Origin of the sequence: Telluribacter sp. (assembly GCF_035998675.1) — a bacterium.
In the GTDB taxonomy this organism is placed as follows: Bacteria; Bacteroidota; Bacteroidia; order Cytophagales; family Spirosomataceae; genus Telluribacter.
In genome coordinates this window covers 98,977-114,168 of sequence record NZ_DASYHI010000021.1, presented here as the reverse complement: position 1 = coordinate 114,168, position 15,192 = coordinate 98,977, and the positions used below count along the sequence as shown (strand labels likewise).

Annotated in this window: 14 protein-coding genes; 4 read left to right on the top strand and 10 right to left on the bottom strand. The window is 51.4% G+C overall.

Annotation, left to right across the window (positions count from 1 at the left end):
* Positions 1-51: 51 nt before the first annotated feature.
* Both VGN67_RS19310 and VGN67_RS19305 read left to right on the top strand, forming a co-directional pair.
* The gene (locus VGN67_RS19310) at positions 52-1,326 is read left to right on the top strand and encodes a PQQ-dependent sugar dehydrogenase (protein ID WP_327488532.1); all 1,275 of its coding nucleotides are present in this window, start codon (positions 52-54) and stop codon (positions 1,324-1,326) included.
* Between the two features lie 266 nt (positions 1,327-1,592).
* The gene (locus VGN67_RS19305) at positions 1,593-2,171 is read left to right on the top strand and encodes a YdeI/OmpD-associated family protein (RefSeq protein ID WP_327488531.1); all 579 of its coding nucleotides are present in this window, start codon (positions 1,593-1,595) and stop codon (positions 2,169-2,171) included.
* A gap of 68 nt (positions 2,172-2,239) precedes the next feature.
* Here the strand turns inward: VGN67_RS19305 and VGN67_RS19300 are convergent, their stop codons facing one another.
* A complete protein-coding gene (locus tag VGN67_RS19300) occupies positions 2,240-2,812 on the bottom strand; it encodes a pentapeptide repeat-containing protein (protein WP_327488530.1) in 573 nt (190 codons plus the stop codon).
* Positions 2,813-2,923: 111 nt separating this feature from the next.
* Positions 2,924-4,141 carry a saccharopine dehydrogenase family protein gene (locus VGN67_RS19295; RefSeq protein WP_327488529.1) on the bottom strand — a complete coding sequence of 406 codons (1,218 nt, stop codon included), beginning with the start codon at positions 4,139-4,141 and terminating at the stop codon, positions 2,924-2,926.
* Positions 4,142-4,282: 141 nt separating this feature from the next.
* Between VGN67_RS19295 and VGN67_RS19290 the strand changes: the two genes are divergently transcribed.
* Positions 4,283-4,789 (top strand): DUF456 domain-containing protein, encoded by a 507-nt coding sequence (locus tag VGN67_RS19290; protein ID WP_327488528.1) that lies wholly within the window; start codon positions 4,283-4,285, stop codon positions 4,787-4,789.
* Here the strand turns inward: VGN67_RS19290 and VGN67_RS19285 are convergent.
* From VGN67_RS19285 to VGN67_RS19250, 8 genes are all read right to left on the bottom strand, one after another.
* The gene (locus VGN67_RS19285) at positions 4,783-6,147 is read right to left on the bottom strand and encodes an alkaline phosphatase family protein (protein ID WP_327488527.1); all 1,365 of its coding nucleotides are present in this window, start codon (positions 6,145-6,147) and stop codon (positions 4,783-4,785) included. The two genes, VGN67_RS19290 and VGN67_RS19285, sit on opposite strands and share 7 nt — an antisense overlap.
* A 6-nt stretch (positions 6,148-6,153) precedes the next feature.
* Positions 6,154-7,356 (bottom strand): metabolite traffic protein EboE, encoded by a 1,203-nt coding sequence (gene eboE, locus VGN67_RS19280; protein ID WP_327488526.1) that lies wholly within the window; start codon positions 7,354-7,356, stop codon positions 6,154-6,156.
* The gene (locus VGN67_RS19275; protein WP_327488525.1) at positions 7,353-8,513 is read right to left on the bottom strand and encodes a 3-dehydroquinate synthase; all 1,161 of its coding nucleotides are present in this window, start codon (positions 8,511-8,513) and stop codon (positions 7,353-7,355) included. The genes eboE and VGN67_RS19275 overlap by 4 nt, the downstream gene beginning before the upstream one ends.
* A 16-nt stretch (positions 8,514-8,529) precedes the next feature.
* Positions 8,530-9,405 (bottom strand): UbiA-like protein EboC, encoded by an 876-nt coding sequence (eboC, locus tag VGN67_RS19270; RefSeq protein WP_327488524.1) that lies wholly within the window; start codon positions 9,403-9,405, stop codon positions 8,530-8,532.
* Between the two features lies 1 nt (position 9,406).
* Complete coding sequence (locus tag VGN67_RS19265) at positions 9,407-10,423, bottom strand: TatD family hydrolase (protein ID WP_327488523.1); 1,017 nt, start codon at positions 10,421-10,423, stop codon at positions 9,407-9,409.
* A complete protein-coding gene (locus VGN67_RS19260; protein WP_327488522.1) occupies positions 10,416-11,288 on the bottom strand; it encodes an EboA domain-containing protein in 873 nt (290 codons plus the stop codon). The genes VGN67_RS19265 and VGN67_RS19260 overlap by 8 nt, the downstream gene beginning before the upstream one ends.
* A gap of 126 nt (positions 11,289-11,414) precedes the next feature.
* Positions 11,415-12,008: an MgtC/SapB family protein gene (locus VGN67_RS19255; RefSeq protein WP_327488521.1), complete on the bottom strand. Its 594-nt coding sequence runs from the start codon at positions 12,006-12,008 to the stop codon at positions 11,415-11,417.
* Positions 12,009-12,151: 143 nt separating this feature from the next.
* Positions 12,152-13,441 carry an aminopeptidase P family protein gene (locus VGN67_RS19250; RefSeq protein ID WP_327488520.1) on the bottom strand — a complete coding sequence of 430 codons (1,290 nt, stop codon included), beginning with the start codon at positions 13,439-13,441 and terminating at the stop codon, positions 12,152-12,154.
* Between the two features lie 183 nt (positions 13,442-13,624).
* On the opposite strand from VGN67_RS19250, the gene VGN67_RS19245 reads away from it, so the two are divergent.
* A complete protein-coding gene (locus tag VGN67_RS19245) occupies positions 13,625-15,151 on the top strand; it encodes a S8 family serine peptidase (RefSeq protein WP_327488519.1) in 1,527 nt (508 codons plus the stop codon).
* The last annotated feature ends 41 nt before the right edge of the window (positions 15,152-15,192 follow it).

The window sequence follows — 15,192 nt, the reverse complement described above, 5'->3', positions numbered from 1 at the left end:
TGAGCGGCTTTAAAACTTAGTCTGTCACTACCTTATTTTTATTCCAACTCCATGCAAAATTTTTTTCGTCCTTTATGTATAACTGCCGCCCTGGCAGGGATCACCTCATTACTGGCTTTTACCGGCGAAGTACCTTCGTCGAAACCAAAAACCGATAATCCCAAATTGGCTGCCTCCATTAAGGTACCTGCTGGCTTTACGACTACTATTGTGGCCGAGGAATTGGTTGGAGCCCGGCACATGGTGGTTTCCAGGGGAGGAGATATCTACGTAAAACTATCCAAATTAAAAGACGGCAAGGGCCTTTACCGCCTCCGCGACGCCAATAAAGATGGAGTACCCGAAGAGGTGACCGGCTTTGGTGACTACAAGGGTACGGGTATTTTTATCAAAAACGGGTACCTGTATACATCCTCCAACAGCGCCATTTACCGCTACAAGCTCAATGAAAAAGAGGAAATCATCAATACCGACCAACCCGAAACCATTGTAACGGGTATGGTAGATACCGGCCGTGATAACTCCAAGTCTATTGCCCTGGATGACAAGGGGTATATTTACGTCAATATTGGTTCATCTAACGATGCCTGCCGTGAAACCGGTACCGGTAAGGGTATGATGCCCTGTACCCTGCTGGATACCGTAGGGGGCATCTGGCGTTTTCGGGCCGACCAACTGAATCAGACCCAGAAAGATGGCCAGCGCTACGCCACGGGTCTGAAAAATACTGTAGGCCTGGACTGGAACAGGAAGACCAACACCCTGTTTGTGATGCACCACGGCCGCGGGCAGTTCCACGATTTTTATCCGCAGCACTTCACCCCGCAGCAAAGCACCATCCTGCCATCCGAAGCCATGTACGAGCTGCGCCAGGGTGACGACGCCGGTTGGCCTTACATCTACTACGATCATATTCAGAAAAAGAAAATACTGGCGCCCGAGTACGGCGGCGACGGCAAGAAAACCGGGGGAGAAAAAGCAATCAATCCAGTAGTTGGTTTTCCGGCGCACCTGGGGCCCAATGGCCTGCTGTTTTATACCGGCAACCAGTTTCCGGCCCGCTACAAAGACGGCGCCTTTGTCGCCTTCCACGGCCAGAATGCCGAGCTGAAGCAGGGGTACTTTGTGGCTTTTGTGCCCTTCAAAAACGGAAAGCCTGCCGGCAAGTGGGAGATATTCGCGGACAATTTCGCGGGTATTGACCTGGCGAAGCCCAGCGGCCCGGTTCAGCACCGTCCGTGCGGTCTGGCCCAGGGACCCGACGGTTCGCTTTATGTCTCTGATGACATGAATGGTACCATCTACCGGATTGCCTTTAACAAGTAGATATAGCTATCCTAATGGCCGGAAGGACCCTTTATAAATCCAAATAGTATGACTTAATAGCAGTATTTTTAAAATCTTTCAGATTCCTGAAGTACTCCTGACATAAGGCTGTCAGTTGACTAATCCAGATTTGTAGTGTACATTTTAAGCAACTACAACATGATTAGTCAATTGGCAGCCTTTTACTGGTTTAGTCTTTTACCCGCATTTGCTGTGATCCCTTTGTTTTTGGAATATTATTATTACCAGGGATTTGTGAAGTAACTATGAAGAATACAGAAATAGACACTTTTTGCCCCACAAGCCGACAAGACTGGCGACAATGGCTGGAAGAAAATCATAGGGTAAAGCAGTCCGTCTGGCTGGTGTACTACAAAATGAAATCCGGCCTGCCAACTATCTCCTGGAGTGAAGCCGTAGACGAAGCACTATGCTTTGGCTGGATTGATAGTAAAGCTTTGCCCGTTGATGCAGAAAAATATAGGCAGTTTTTCTGCAAGCGGAAGCCCAATAGCGTCTGGTCGAAGATTAATAAGGAAAAAGTACAGCGATTCATAGACAATGGATTAATGACCCAGGCCGGTTTGGACTCTATTGCAACGGCAAAAGGCAATGGTTCATGGGCGATTCTGGACGAGGTAGAGGAGTTGATAATTCCCAAAGACCTGGCTGAGGCATTCAAAAGCAAACCAGGTTCAGAAGAGTACTTTCTGGGTTTAAGCAAGTCAGTCCGAAAAAATATCCTGCAATGGATTGTTCTTGCTAAACGACCAGAGACCAGACAGAAACGAATCAGTGAAGTAGCTGAGCTTGCAAGTCAGAAGCTGAGGCCAAAACAATTTTGATTATAAAGAATAATTTTCAAGAAACAGGAAGAAGCCCGGCCACCAGCCGGGCTCTTCTTTTATCCAGGTTACTCGATGCTAATGTTGTACTTATCCAAAAGCCCCGCCACGCTGTGCAGCGCAAATCTGGCTTTGCCGATCCGGTTGGCTTCGGGATCAATGGAGAAGTTATATGCAGAACGAAAGTCCGCTCCTTCCAGAATGGTACTCCTGAACACGGCCCGGTTGAGGTCACAATTAAGGAAGGCAGCCCCAGTCAGGTCAGCCTCTACAAAATCTACCTCTTCGAGTCGGCAGTCCGTGAAGCGAATTTTTTTCAGCTTTAAACTATAAAAAGATGAAAAATTGAGCAGACAGTTCTCAAACCGGAAGGAAAGCAGGAATCTGGTACAATCGTCGAAGCGAAGCCCGAATAGCTTACAGCCCCTGAATGTTACCTCTTTGAAAGCAGTACCTTTTAGCCGGGCCATACTAAGGTCACAATTCTCGAACTGGCAGGTCAGAAACTCAATACCGGAAAGGTCGGAATTTGAGAAGGTGCAGCCGGTAAAAGTGCAGTTTTCGTATTCTGCCCTCGGGAGGCGTTTTTCGGTGAAATTTTCGTTGGTATACTCTTGCCCTTCAATATAGTCCTTGCTCATTAGTTAATTTTTCGGGGAGGGTAATTAGTACTTCTAAAAATAAAACGCTGGATTCCCCAACAGGAAAGCCCCGGCATGTACCGGGGCTTTCCTGTTGAAGTACCTGATAGTTTAAGCCGGGTACTCGTGGGGGAGTGGCAGGTTGATGCGCTCATTCCAGGGTAGCCCGTGCAGAATAAGTTTTTCCATGAACGGGTCCGGATTCAGCTGCTCGCAGTTCCATACGCCCGGTTTCATCCAGTCGGGCTCGGTGAGCATGAGCATGGCGCCAATCATAGCTGGTACGCCGGTGGTGTAGCTCACGGCCTGCGACCGTACTTCGCGCCAGCATTCGGCATGGTCGCAGTTGTTCCAGACGTAGTAGGTCTTTTCTTCTCCGTCCTTGATTCCCCTGATCTGGCAACCAATGGAAGTCTGCCCCTTGTAGTTTTCACCCAGGGATTCGGGGGCCGGTAGTACCGCTTTCAGGAATTCAAGGGGTACTATATCTACGCCTTTAAAATTGATGGGCTGTATGCTGGTCATGCCTACGTTCTCCAGTACATTGAGGTGCGTAATATACTGTTGGCCGAAGGTCATCCAGAAGCGGGCCCGCTTGAGGGTAGGGAAGTGCTTTACCAGCGACTCCAGCTCCTCGTGATACAGGACATAACTTTCCTTTTCGCCGATGCTGGGGTAGTCAATAGGTTTATGAATGGACATGGCCGGAATCTCGACCCACTCACCGTTTTCCCAGTAGCGGCCGGGCTGGGTAATCTCGCGGATATTAATCTCAGGATTAAAGTTGGTGGCAAAGGCTTTACCGTGGTCGCCGGCGTTGCAGTCTACGATGTCGAGGTAGTGCATTTCGTCGAAGTGGTGCCTGGCGGCGTAGGCCGTAAAAACCTGCGTTACACCGGGGTCAAATCCGCACCCCAGCAGGGCCATTAATCCGGCTTCCTTAAATTTGTCCTGGTAGGCCCACTGCCAGCTGTACTCAAACTTGGCTACGTCCTTGGGCTCATAGTTGGCCGTATCGAGGTAGTGAACACCCGTAGCCAGACAGGCATCCATAATGGTCAGGTCCTGATAGGGCAGGGCCACGTTGATCACCATCACGGGCTGAAACTGCTTGATGAGCATGACCGTTTCGGCTACTATGTCGGCATCTACCTGAGCCGTTGAGATATCCACACCGTGCATTTCTTTGATTTCGGCGGCTATTTTATCACATTTGGCTTTGGTACGGCTGGCCAGTAAAATACTGGTGAATACGTGGCTGTTCATGGCACATTTGTGCGCGACCACACTCCCTACACCTCCGGCTCCTATAATGAGTACTTTAGACATGATATGTTAATTGAGTGAATTTAAATCCAAATAATACAGGTGGTCCATCTTCCCGATTAGCTTTTGAACCCTAACAGGTGGGCAAAGATAGAATGACGCATGGTTTTTTTAGTAAATCCAATTCAATAAATACCGTTAATCATGGATACTATATTACTCGTTCTGGGTCTGATTTGTTTATTCGGCGGACTGGCCGGGGCAGTTTTGCCTACCCCCGGCCCCTCGCTCAGTTTTGGGGGACTCTTGCTGCTTCATTTCAGTTCCTATACCGAATTCAGTACCGCTGTTCTGGTTGGACTGGGCCTCCTTACCGTTCTCATTGCGGCCCTGGATTATTTTATTCCTATCTGGGGGGCTAAAAAGTTTGGAGGTACCCGTTACGGCAGTATCGGGGCCGTGGTGGGGTTGGTGATTGGTTTTTTTGTGTTACCCGGTATTGGTATTTTTCTGGGTACTTTTCTGGGGGCGCTTTTTGGGGAATTAATTGGAGGCTCCACCCGGAAAGTGGCCTTCAAGGCCGCCCTAGGTTCTTTTCTGGGCTTTCTGACCGGCATGGTCATGGAAGTAATCCTGTGCCTGATTATGATCGGCTACGCCGTAGTAGAGCTGGCGGGGTACTTTGGCGACAGTGGTACTACCACCTACTGAAGGTGATTCCAGATTATATCATATACTTCGGTTGCTTCCAGTTCCGCCTGCGGTAGCGGGTCGCTGGTGATGCAGACCGGGTAGTACTCGCGCGGTACCAGCGGACTGCCGTGGGAGCCTTTTATTAAGGTGGCATCCAGCGGAATAACATCCATGAGGTACCTGAAACCCATTAATTTTCGGCCTAACTTGTACCCGGCCCGCAGCTTAATCAGGGGGTTTTTGGGGTCCATGAACATCTCGACGGGGTCATAACCGGGTTTCCGGTGAATATCCACCAGCTTGGCGTAGTCGGGAGCTTTTGCGTCATCGAGCCAGTAGTAGTAGGTAAACCAGCTATCCGGTTCGGCCACAACTACCAGGTCACCGGCTCTTTCGTGGTCGATATGGTAGATCTGTTTTCCTTCTTCATCCAGTACCAGGGCTATTCCCGGGGTTTGCTGTAGACGCTTTTTAACCTTTTCCTTCACCGTTGGGTCATTGATATAAACGTGCGCAACCTGGTGGTCGGCGGTGGCGAAGGCCGGTGAGGCACCGGCGTCGAGCAGTTCGTACCAGCGCTCGTTCCGGACCGCAATGGTACCTTCCTCCCGCAGAATGCGGTTAATATGGATGGGGCGGCTGACGGGGTTTATTCCGTATTCGGAAAGCAGAATTATACGGGTATTTCGGGCTTCGTAGTGCCGCACCAAGTCAGCAACCAGTCCATCAACTTCGCCTAATTCCTGGTGGATTTTAGAGAAATCGTCCCCGAACTTCTGAAGGCAATAGTCCAGGTGGGGCAGGTAGATGAGCGTAAGGGTAGGGTCGTATTTTTTATCCACCCAGATGGAAGCGTCCGCAATCCATTTGGATGATTTGATATTGGCAGTGGGCCCCCAGAAATTGAAAAGCGGAAACTGCCCCAGCTCACTCTGAAGTTCATCACGCAGGCTAGCGGGCTGGGCATAACAGTCCGGAGCCTTAACGCCATCGGCGTGGTACTGGGGACGGGGCGTAACGGAGTAGTCGGCGGTGGAGTACATATTGTACCACCAAAACATTTTGGAGCAGGTAAAGGAAGGGTCAAGTTTCCGGGCCGCCTCCCAGATTTTTTCACCCTGCACCAGTTTGTTAGACTGCTTCCAGAATTTTACCTCGGCATCTTCCCGGTCGTACCAGCCATTACCCACAATGCCATTTTCGGTCGGCCACCTACCCGTAACATAGCAGCTTTGGGCGGTGGTAGTTACCGCAGGAAGAACCGGCTTGATAGGGGTCAGGTACCGGCCCCGAAGGTACTCCTTCAGAAATGGAGTATATTCTCCAATCAGGTTGGCGCTGAGTCCCACTATATCAATAACAACCGTCTTCTGCATAGTACTTTACTCTTCGTTTAACCCATTTTTTACCCACTTCATCTCCCGAACAATGGATTCACCAATTGGTTTTTGAATTTCCTCCGGAAGTACCCCCCAGGTGTAGGTTTCTACTTCCAGGTGTTGGGTAAAGGGGCGTAGTTTATGAACAGCCAGAGTATTGATAATATCTTGCTGCGTTGATTCCAGTGAGCCGTAGGTATCTACAAACAGAGGTACATGGAAGTGTATCCGCCATTCATTATGTTGCTGCTTCCAGTCGGCCAGGGCTTCGGGTAAGTCGGGGTACTTCCGGAAGGTACCCTCCGGGGTTCGGGCCACTACCTGGTGCAGGTACACGGGTTCATCAAAGGCACGGATAGCCTCAATTTTTTCTTCGCTCGCGCTCTCCAGATCCATCTTCACCGCTGAGCTTATCTGTATTTTTCCCACCCGTATGCCCACGGTAGCCAGCCGGTCCAGGACGTCCTGCGGCTCTTCGTAACCCACGGCAAAGTGGCATATATCGTAGCACAGCTGGATGTGGGTAAGCAGGGCCTCCCGGGCTTCCTCCTCGTCGAAGTCAAACTTTTTTTGTAAATAAGGAATCCCCATTGGCAGCAAAAAGTCGCGGTACCAGGCCACAAACTCTTCCGAATTTTCGAGTAATCCGTCGGGTTCGGGCTCAATGTCCAGGTGCATGACCTTGCCTGTTTCCTGGCGTATTTCTACCAGGTTTTCCGCAATCAGGAGAATATTATTCGTTGCCGTTTCAATAGCATTGCGGGTCTCCGTCTCGTTTTTCCACCAGAAGCGGTAGGATAGGGGTGAGGTTGATACCCCGCCTTCCATACCGTCCGGCAGAAGCTGGGACAGGATTTTAAAGAGTCGTATTGTATACTGGGTACGCTCGGTGGTGGTCCAGTCGGGACTGTGGACGTTGTCCTTGACCCGGGTATCATGAAAGCCTCCGTAGGGGAAACCATTCATTGTAAACACGTATACCCATTGCTCCCGCAACCAGGTTTTAAACTCAGCCAGGCGTTCGGGATTTTCCAGCTCAAGGGAAGCCTCATTCGCCAGGCGTAAACCCAGCGCAAAAGGCTGATCGGGAGCCAGTTCCTGCCGGATATAAGGGATATTGTCCCGCAACGCCCGGAAATGGTCTTCCCAGTGTTCGCCGGGGTGAATATTGCTGCAGTAGGTCAGGTGTCCAAAAGGCGTTTTCATACCAGAGAAGAATTAAAGGTTTCGAGGTAGTCAACGGAATCAGCAATGAGTTCGGCATCCATCTGGTGTACCTCCACGCCTTGTCCAATAGCCTTCAGGAGCATAATGGTCAGGCGGCCGCCCAGGTGCTCCTGAAACTCGTGCAGCCCCGCCCGGAGCAACTCTTTGTCGTTCTCAGAAAGCGCGGGGTGGTATAGTTCAAATCCCAGCTGGTGTATCAGGTTCAGGATACGCTGCAGCGCCTCTTCGGAAAGTAACCCCACCTTAACGGAGTACACGCTATCCAGTGCAATCCCAATCGCTACTGCCTCGCCGTGGCGAATGGAAAAATTGGTGAGGTACTCCAGTTTATGCGCCGCCCAGTGACCAAAATCCAGCGGGCGCGACGAACCAAACTCAAACGGGTCGCCACTGCGAATGTGCTCAACGTGCATTTCAGCACAGCGGTGAATCAGGTACTCCATGGCCGCTTCGTCCCGCTGGGCCAGCGCCAGCGCGTTATTTTCCATCCATTCAAAGAAAGCCTGGTCTTTGATAAGAGCCACTTTAATGGCTTCGGACATACCGGCCCGCCAGTCGCGGTCTGCCAGGCTCTTCAGGAAATTGCTGTCATTAAAAACGGCCACCGGGGGGGCAAACGACCCCAGGAAGTTTTTTTTGCCCTGGTAGTTTATTCCATTTTTTACCCCCACGCCCGAGTCATTCTGCGAAAGTACTGTTGTAGGTATGCGGATATGCTTTACCCCCCGGTGCGACACCGCCGCGGCATAACCCACCAGGTCCAGCAAGGCCCCACCTCCTACGGCAATAATGAACGAATGACGGTCAATACCCGAAGTGTCAACGGCCTGCACCAGGCGTTCAAACAGGGAAGGATCATTTTTACAGGCTTCCCCACCGGGAAGAATCATGAGAGAAGGTACTAACTGTATCGTATCGGTGAGGTCGGCAAAGTAATTGGTAATATCGTCGATGAGGTTGGGGTAGGGTTCCATGAGGCCGTCGTCCAGTACTACCAGTGCCTTCCGTTTGAATCCGGCTTCGCCGTAGGCGCGCAGAAAGTCACTCAAAGCGGTATTCCGGGGGGAGAACAGCCCTTTTGTAAAAAATATGGAATAGGTGTATTCTACCTGAAATTGTTGTTTTAGGGTTTGCATAAGTGGGTTTCGGACGCTAAGTCACAGCAAAAATACGCGCTAATTTTAAAGATATTGGTAAAAGGAGTATGCCAATCAATGCCAGGTGCCAGTTGCCAAAGGCCATACACCAGGCGGCATTCATGATTATCAGGGAAATTACCCCTGCTTTTACAGCTTTCCCTATCAGGGGGCCAACGGGGTTTTTTATCGCAACCAGTAGCGGGCGTCCTATCATCCAGGCGTGCAGGGCCACCAGGGGGGCAGTCAGCAGGAGATTCCCTTTTGTAAAAGAAACAGCCAGCTGAACCAGGTGGACCAGCAGGTACAGGCTGGCGGCAATGTACAAGGTACGACGTTTTCCGCCGTGCACTTCGTCCTGACTAATGAGGGTAATGGCTCCGATATAAACCACCGGGACCAGGGCCAGAAAGCCCCAGTCGTAGAGAGCCTGGGGAACGGAGCTTATACCTAATAACAGGTTACCACCCCGGCATAGGCCCATGGTCAAAGGACCCAGCAGGGCGCTGTGCTTCGCCCATTTGTCATAAACCAAGGCTCCAACGGCCACCAGAGCGGCAATAGATGCACTAAGCGGACTGTACAAAGCGGCAAAGGCGATTCCCGCCAGCAGTAGCATTACTCCCAAAGTAGTAGCGGAACCCAGACTGACCCTGCCGCTGGGAATGGGGCGTTCGGGACGTTCAACGGCATCCAGTTCAGCATCAAACACGTCGTTCATCACTACGCCACCCCCGTACAAGCCAAGCGTGGCCAGCAGTAAGGAGCCGGGTACCAAATAGGGTGAATAGAACGTAAACTGGGCGATGGCTACTCCGGCCAGGATATCGGCCAGTGCCGTGACCAGATTGGCCGGACGTGTCAGCTGCAGGTATGCTTTCAGATTACCCACCTTACCGGATTACTAAGGAGTCTTTGGCTGTGCGGGGTTGCTGCCCACCCCGCAAAATGGTGTTCCCGTTGTACTTCTGGTTTTGGTCTACTTCCACTCCATTCTCAAAATCAGCGGTATCAATCTGACCACTCAGACCGAAGGCTTCGATGGCATTCTGGTAAGTCACCAGGCGAATGGCCTCGTCCGAAATCTGGTTCATTTTCATCAGAGCGGCGGTTTTGGGAATAGCCAGTGGATCAGAGATGCCCCAGTCGGCGGCTGAATTGACCATAATACGCTCCGGGCCGTACTGCTCCACTACCTTTACCATGCGTTCATTGCCCATTTTGGTAAATGGGTAAATAGTAAAGGCCGCCCAAAAGCCCTGGTCCAGTACGCTCTTTACAGTTTCTTCGTTGTTGTGGTCAATAATAACCCAGGAGGGGTCAAGGCCGTGTTCCAGCGCTATGGCCATGCTGCGCTCGGTACCCTGCTTTTTGTCGCGGTGGGGTGTATGTACCTGTACGGGAAGCCGGGCTGATTTGGCCAGCTCAAGCTGCGCACGGTAGTACTTTTCTTCCGCGGCGGTTTGGTCGTCAAAGCCAATTTCCCCTACCCCCACCACTCCTTCCTTGTAGAGGAATAGGGGCAGAATTTCCATGACCTGTTCGGCCAGGGGTTCGTTATTGGCTTCGCGGGAATTTAGTCCAATGGTACAGTAGTGTTTTATGCCAAACTGCGACGACCGGAATCGCTCCCAGCCCACCAGGCTGCTGTAATAATCCTTAAAAGTAGAAAGTCCCGTGCGCGGCTGCCCCAGCCAGAAAGCCGGTTCAATGAGCGCTACAATTCCCGCGTCGGCCATGGCCTGGTAGTCGTCGGTGGTACGGGAGGTCATGTGAATGTGCGGATCAAAAAACCGCATTCCCCGAATAAGTTCCTGGTAGTCGTTCCAGCCCAGGTCGCAGTGGGTAGCTACTCCTTCGGTTTCCTCAAAATGCGAGGGGTTTTGTTGTACTTCTTTATGATTACACATAGGTGTTTAGGTCGGTAAATTCAAGTTGGGCCCAGGTCAGGGTACCATGTTGTACTGATTTTTCCAGTTCGGGGTGGGAGGCAAGCAGCCGTCGGGCAGGTTCATAATCGGAATGGTGGCAGGCCAGCGCTGCCGCGGCCTGGTCGTAGGGCTGGCTGGACTTGAAAAGATGCTCCATATCCTTTAAAAGTGCCTCATCCATATATTTACTCACCAACCGCCACACCTGGGGCGCTACCTTACGACCGGCGGCCCAGCGTTCATGGGCGAAGTCGGAGAGGGTACGGGCCAGGGGCTCATTGGTTCGTTCGTCGAGTCCCACGATCTGGTGAATCGGCTTGTCGTTAAAAATAACCTTCAGCACGAGCTGGTTCCAGGCCGATTCGGTAAAGAAGCGGGCAGGGTAGGGGTTGTTCAGGGCTATGGAGTCCAATACAACACCCATGTTGGAGCGCACGGCATCGGTCGCCCGGAACAGCCACTGCTCGGGGTACTCCAGCAGGGGCAGAGCCGAGTAAAGCGCTACCAGTTCATTCATTTCGGCCGTATCAAATAAGGTTTCAATAGGCAGGATGTACGCCTCCCGCTCAGCCACGTCCAGGCAGGTAAGCAGCCACACCCGACTCAGACGTACCACATTCCAGCCTTCAATGGAAAAGCCGGGCAGGAGTTTACTGATTTCGAGGCTATGGTTGACATCAGTTTGAATTGTGCGCTTGGAAAGAAACCGCGGAGCGGCCACAAAGGCAGTCATCAGCTCCCGGGGCGGGGTGGCTCCTTTTTCCTTCAACCACTGCTGCTCGGAGAGAGTAAGGTGTACGGCAAGTACCTCCCAAAGTGTATCGTTAAGAATAAGACCAGACATAGTACTTAAAGCTATGGTTTAGGATTATACGCGGATAACGATTTCTGGCGGTGATGCGTTTCCTGGACTGCAATTTACACCCAAAACTACGTACAAAGGTAGCGGTGCCCCATGACTTTGCTCATTCTAAAAATCAAACTCTAGGACCTCCGAGTCATTGAGCAGGTACCTGGTCAGTTTTTCGTGCTGTTTTTCGGTACCTTGCAAGGTCCAGTTTCCTGAGATTCGGTCTCCTTTTCGGTTTTGTTTGCCGCGCATGACGTACATTTCGTATTCCCGGAAAAGATCTTCGTAGCGCTTGAGGGTCTTTTGCTGGTACCTGGTCACGATACGGTAGTTCCGGATCTGATTCCGGGTTTTCATGATGTTTTGCAGGGGAATCAGGGCAACCAGGGACAGGATAACCAGCCCAAAGGTAAGGATGGAAAGTTCGTAGTAGCCCGCCCCGATAGCCATTCCCATGGCGGCAGTTACCCATACCGCCGCCGCCGTTGTAAGGCCCACAACCTGGTTATGCTCCCGGAAGATGATACCTCCCCCTATAAAACCAATTCCCGTGATGACATTGGCCGCGATTCGGCCCGCGTCCAGACTTACTTTTATGGATAAAATGGTAAAAAGGGTTGATCCCAGGGCAATCAGGATCATGGTACGCAGTCCGGCCGATTTACTTCGGTACTCCCTTTCAAGCCCGACCACGGCTCCAATTAGTAGTGCCAATACTAATTTAATTAAATCTTCCGATGATAAATACATGTTTGATGTGTCGTAGTAGGTACCAAACGTACCGGCCTGGCTCCTGTAGGTACCTGGCCGACCATACCAATATATACATTATAAAAAATGTACCTGCTGCTGCTCCCTTAGCTGTTCATAATTTCTTCTATTTCCTCGGCCTCCATGGGGATATGGGCCATCAGGTCCTTGTTGCCGTCGGCCGTAATCAGAATATCATTCTCCAGCCGGATACCCAGACCTTCTTCGCGTATATAAATACCCGGCTCGCAGGTAAATACCATACCCGGCTCAAAGCGCCGGTACTTGTTGCCTACATCGTGAACGTCGAGGCCCAGGAAATGGGAGGTGCCGTGCGGGAAGTACTTCTTGTAGGCGGGAAGTTCGGGGTCCTGTTTTTCGATGGCTTCTTTGGTAAGCAGCCCCAGCCCGATGAGCTCGCTTTCCATAACCTTGCCTACTTCCTGGTGGTAGTCGTCCCAGATATTGCCGGGTACCAGCATGGACCTGGCCGCTTTAAACACCCGCAGTACCGCATCGTATACCGCCCGCTGCCGCTCGGTAAACCGCCCGTTGACCGGAATGGAGCGGGTCAGGTCGGCATTGTAGTTGGCATATTCAGCCGCTACGTCCAGCAGTAGTACATCCCCGTCCTTACAGGGTTGGTTGTTTTGGATATAATGGAGTACGCAGGCATTGGCACCCGAGGCGATAATCGGCGTGTAAGCGAAACCGCGGGAGCGGCTCCTTACAAATTCGTGCAGCAGTTCTGCTTCCAGTTCGTACTCCATCACCCCTGGTTTTACAAATTTTAAAAGCCGTATAAATCCGGCGCGGGTAATGTCGCAGGCTTCCTGCAGCAGGGCTATTTCCTGGGGTTGCTTGATGGCCCGCAGGTAGTGCATCAGAGGGGCCAGGCGCTCTAGCTGGTGCAGGGGGTACTTATCCCGGAATTCCCGGATGTAGCGGGTGTCACGGGTTTGCACCGGGGAATCGTTGCGGGTATGTTCGTTGGTATTGAGGTAAACATGCTCGGCCTCAAAAACAATGTTTCTGAAAACCGTTTCAAATTCTTGTGTCCAGAATACCGTTTGGATTCCAGATACCTCCCGGGCCTGCTCTTTGGTTAGCTTTTCACCTTCCCAGACGGCGATGTATTCATTGGTTTCACGCAGGAAAAGTACTTCCCGCATTTTCTCGTCGGGATGTTCGGGGAAAAGCAGCAGCCTGGTTTCTTCCTGGTCTATTCCGGACAAATAAAGCAGGTCCGTATTTTGTTTAAAACCCATGGTGCCGTCGGCATTGGTGGGCATTATATCGTTGGCATTAAGGATGACCAGTGACCTGGATTTCAGCAGACCGGCCAACCGACGGCGGTTTTCTATATAGAGGGCTTTGTCAATGGATTGATAGCGCATGGTATTTTATTTAAGTGGAATACTTTTGACGAAATAAATATTTAATTACGTTTAACAACTTTAATGAATGTCAGTAGTTGGTTTACTACCCGGGAGTAGTACCGCCCCTCCAGGATTCTGACTTAGATTAAAACTTTCGTTTGACCAAAATTATAAAACTTCCCCAACTAATTACCAGCCCGCATGAAAGCCAAGTGCATCGCCTTATTGTTATTTTTTCCATTTCTTGTTTCGGCTCAACCCAAGTACTGGATATACCTTAAAGATAAAAATCCAACGGATAAACCGGCCATTTCCGAAACTACCATCCAGAACCGCAAGCTGATGGGGCTGGCCCTTTCTGACGAAACCGACCTTCCGGTACAGCAAGCCTACGAAAGGGAGCTCGCCAACTCATCGGTAAAAGTCATTAACCGCTCCAAGTGGCTGAACGCCGTGTCGGCTACGCTGACGACCGAGCAGGCCTACCAGGTATCCCGGCTGCCCTTCGTCACCGACGTAGTACCTATGAATTCCGGTTTTTATATTGCCCGTACCCAACCGGTCGAAAAAGCGCAGTTGGCTCCGGTCATGGCCCAGGTACAGTCTGAGGCATTTCTCCAGTCCGGCTTTACGGGAAAAGACGTGACCGTTGGCATTATTGACGCTGGTTTTTACGGGGCTGATTCTTCCTTTGCCCTGCGGGATATCTTTTCGGATAAGCGGGTACTGGGAATCCGCGACTACGTAAAACCCGACCGTCCGGCCACCATGCTCTACAGTACCGCCGAATCTTTTTCCGACGTACACGGTACCGAGGTGATGGCGGCCATCGGGGGAATGGATAAAAACGATAATATCCAGTACGGAATGGCCATGGATTCAAAGTTTTACCTGGCCCGGACCGATTACTCCCTCCGCGAATGGCGGGGTGAGGAGGATAACTGGATTGCGGCCATGGAATGGATGGACAGCCTGGGTGTACGTTTGATTAATACCTCACTGGGCTATGCTCGTGGCTTTTCGGACCCCAAAGAAAATTACCAGCCCAGCCAGATGGACGGCAAGACCAGCGCCATCAGCCGGGCTGCGCAAATGGCCGCCGATAAAAAGGGGATTCTGGTGGTGGTGTCGGCCGGTAACGAAGGCGAAGACAAAAACTGGCGGATTATTTCTACGCCGGCTGATGCCAAAGGCATCCTTTCGATTGGCGCTACCAACCAGCGGCTCTGGAACAAGATTGGTTACAGCAGCATCGGGCCGGAGTTTTTGCCGTACCTGAAGCCCAACGTTTCCTGCTTTTCCCTGTACGGTACTTCGTTGTCGGCGCCGGTTATCACAGGCTTTGCCGCCTGCCTGATACAGGCCCATCCCGAGCTGACCAACAAGGAGTTAATGGAACTGATCGAAAAGTCGGCGCACCTGTATCCCTACGGCAACAACTATGTAGGCTACGGAGTACCTTTGGCTTCCCGGGCACTGGCACTGGCAAAAGCACCGTATCTGCCCGCTACTGGTACCAGCCTGAAAGCCGACGGCAAAGCCATTGATGTACCGGTTACGACTTCCGAGAGCCTGGTGGTGGTGTATCGGAAGAAAAATAAGAAAGATGTGATTTCGCAGCAGGTGGCCAGGGTACAGAATGGGGTAGTTTCGCTGAAGCGCCAGAATGGCGAGCAGTACACTACCATTGACCTGAAAGACCAGGCCATTGAGGTAGTTTGGGAGTAAAATTTACCGTACTTCTATAATCATTACAGGTTTCGTTCTAC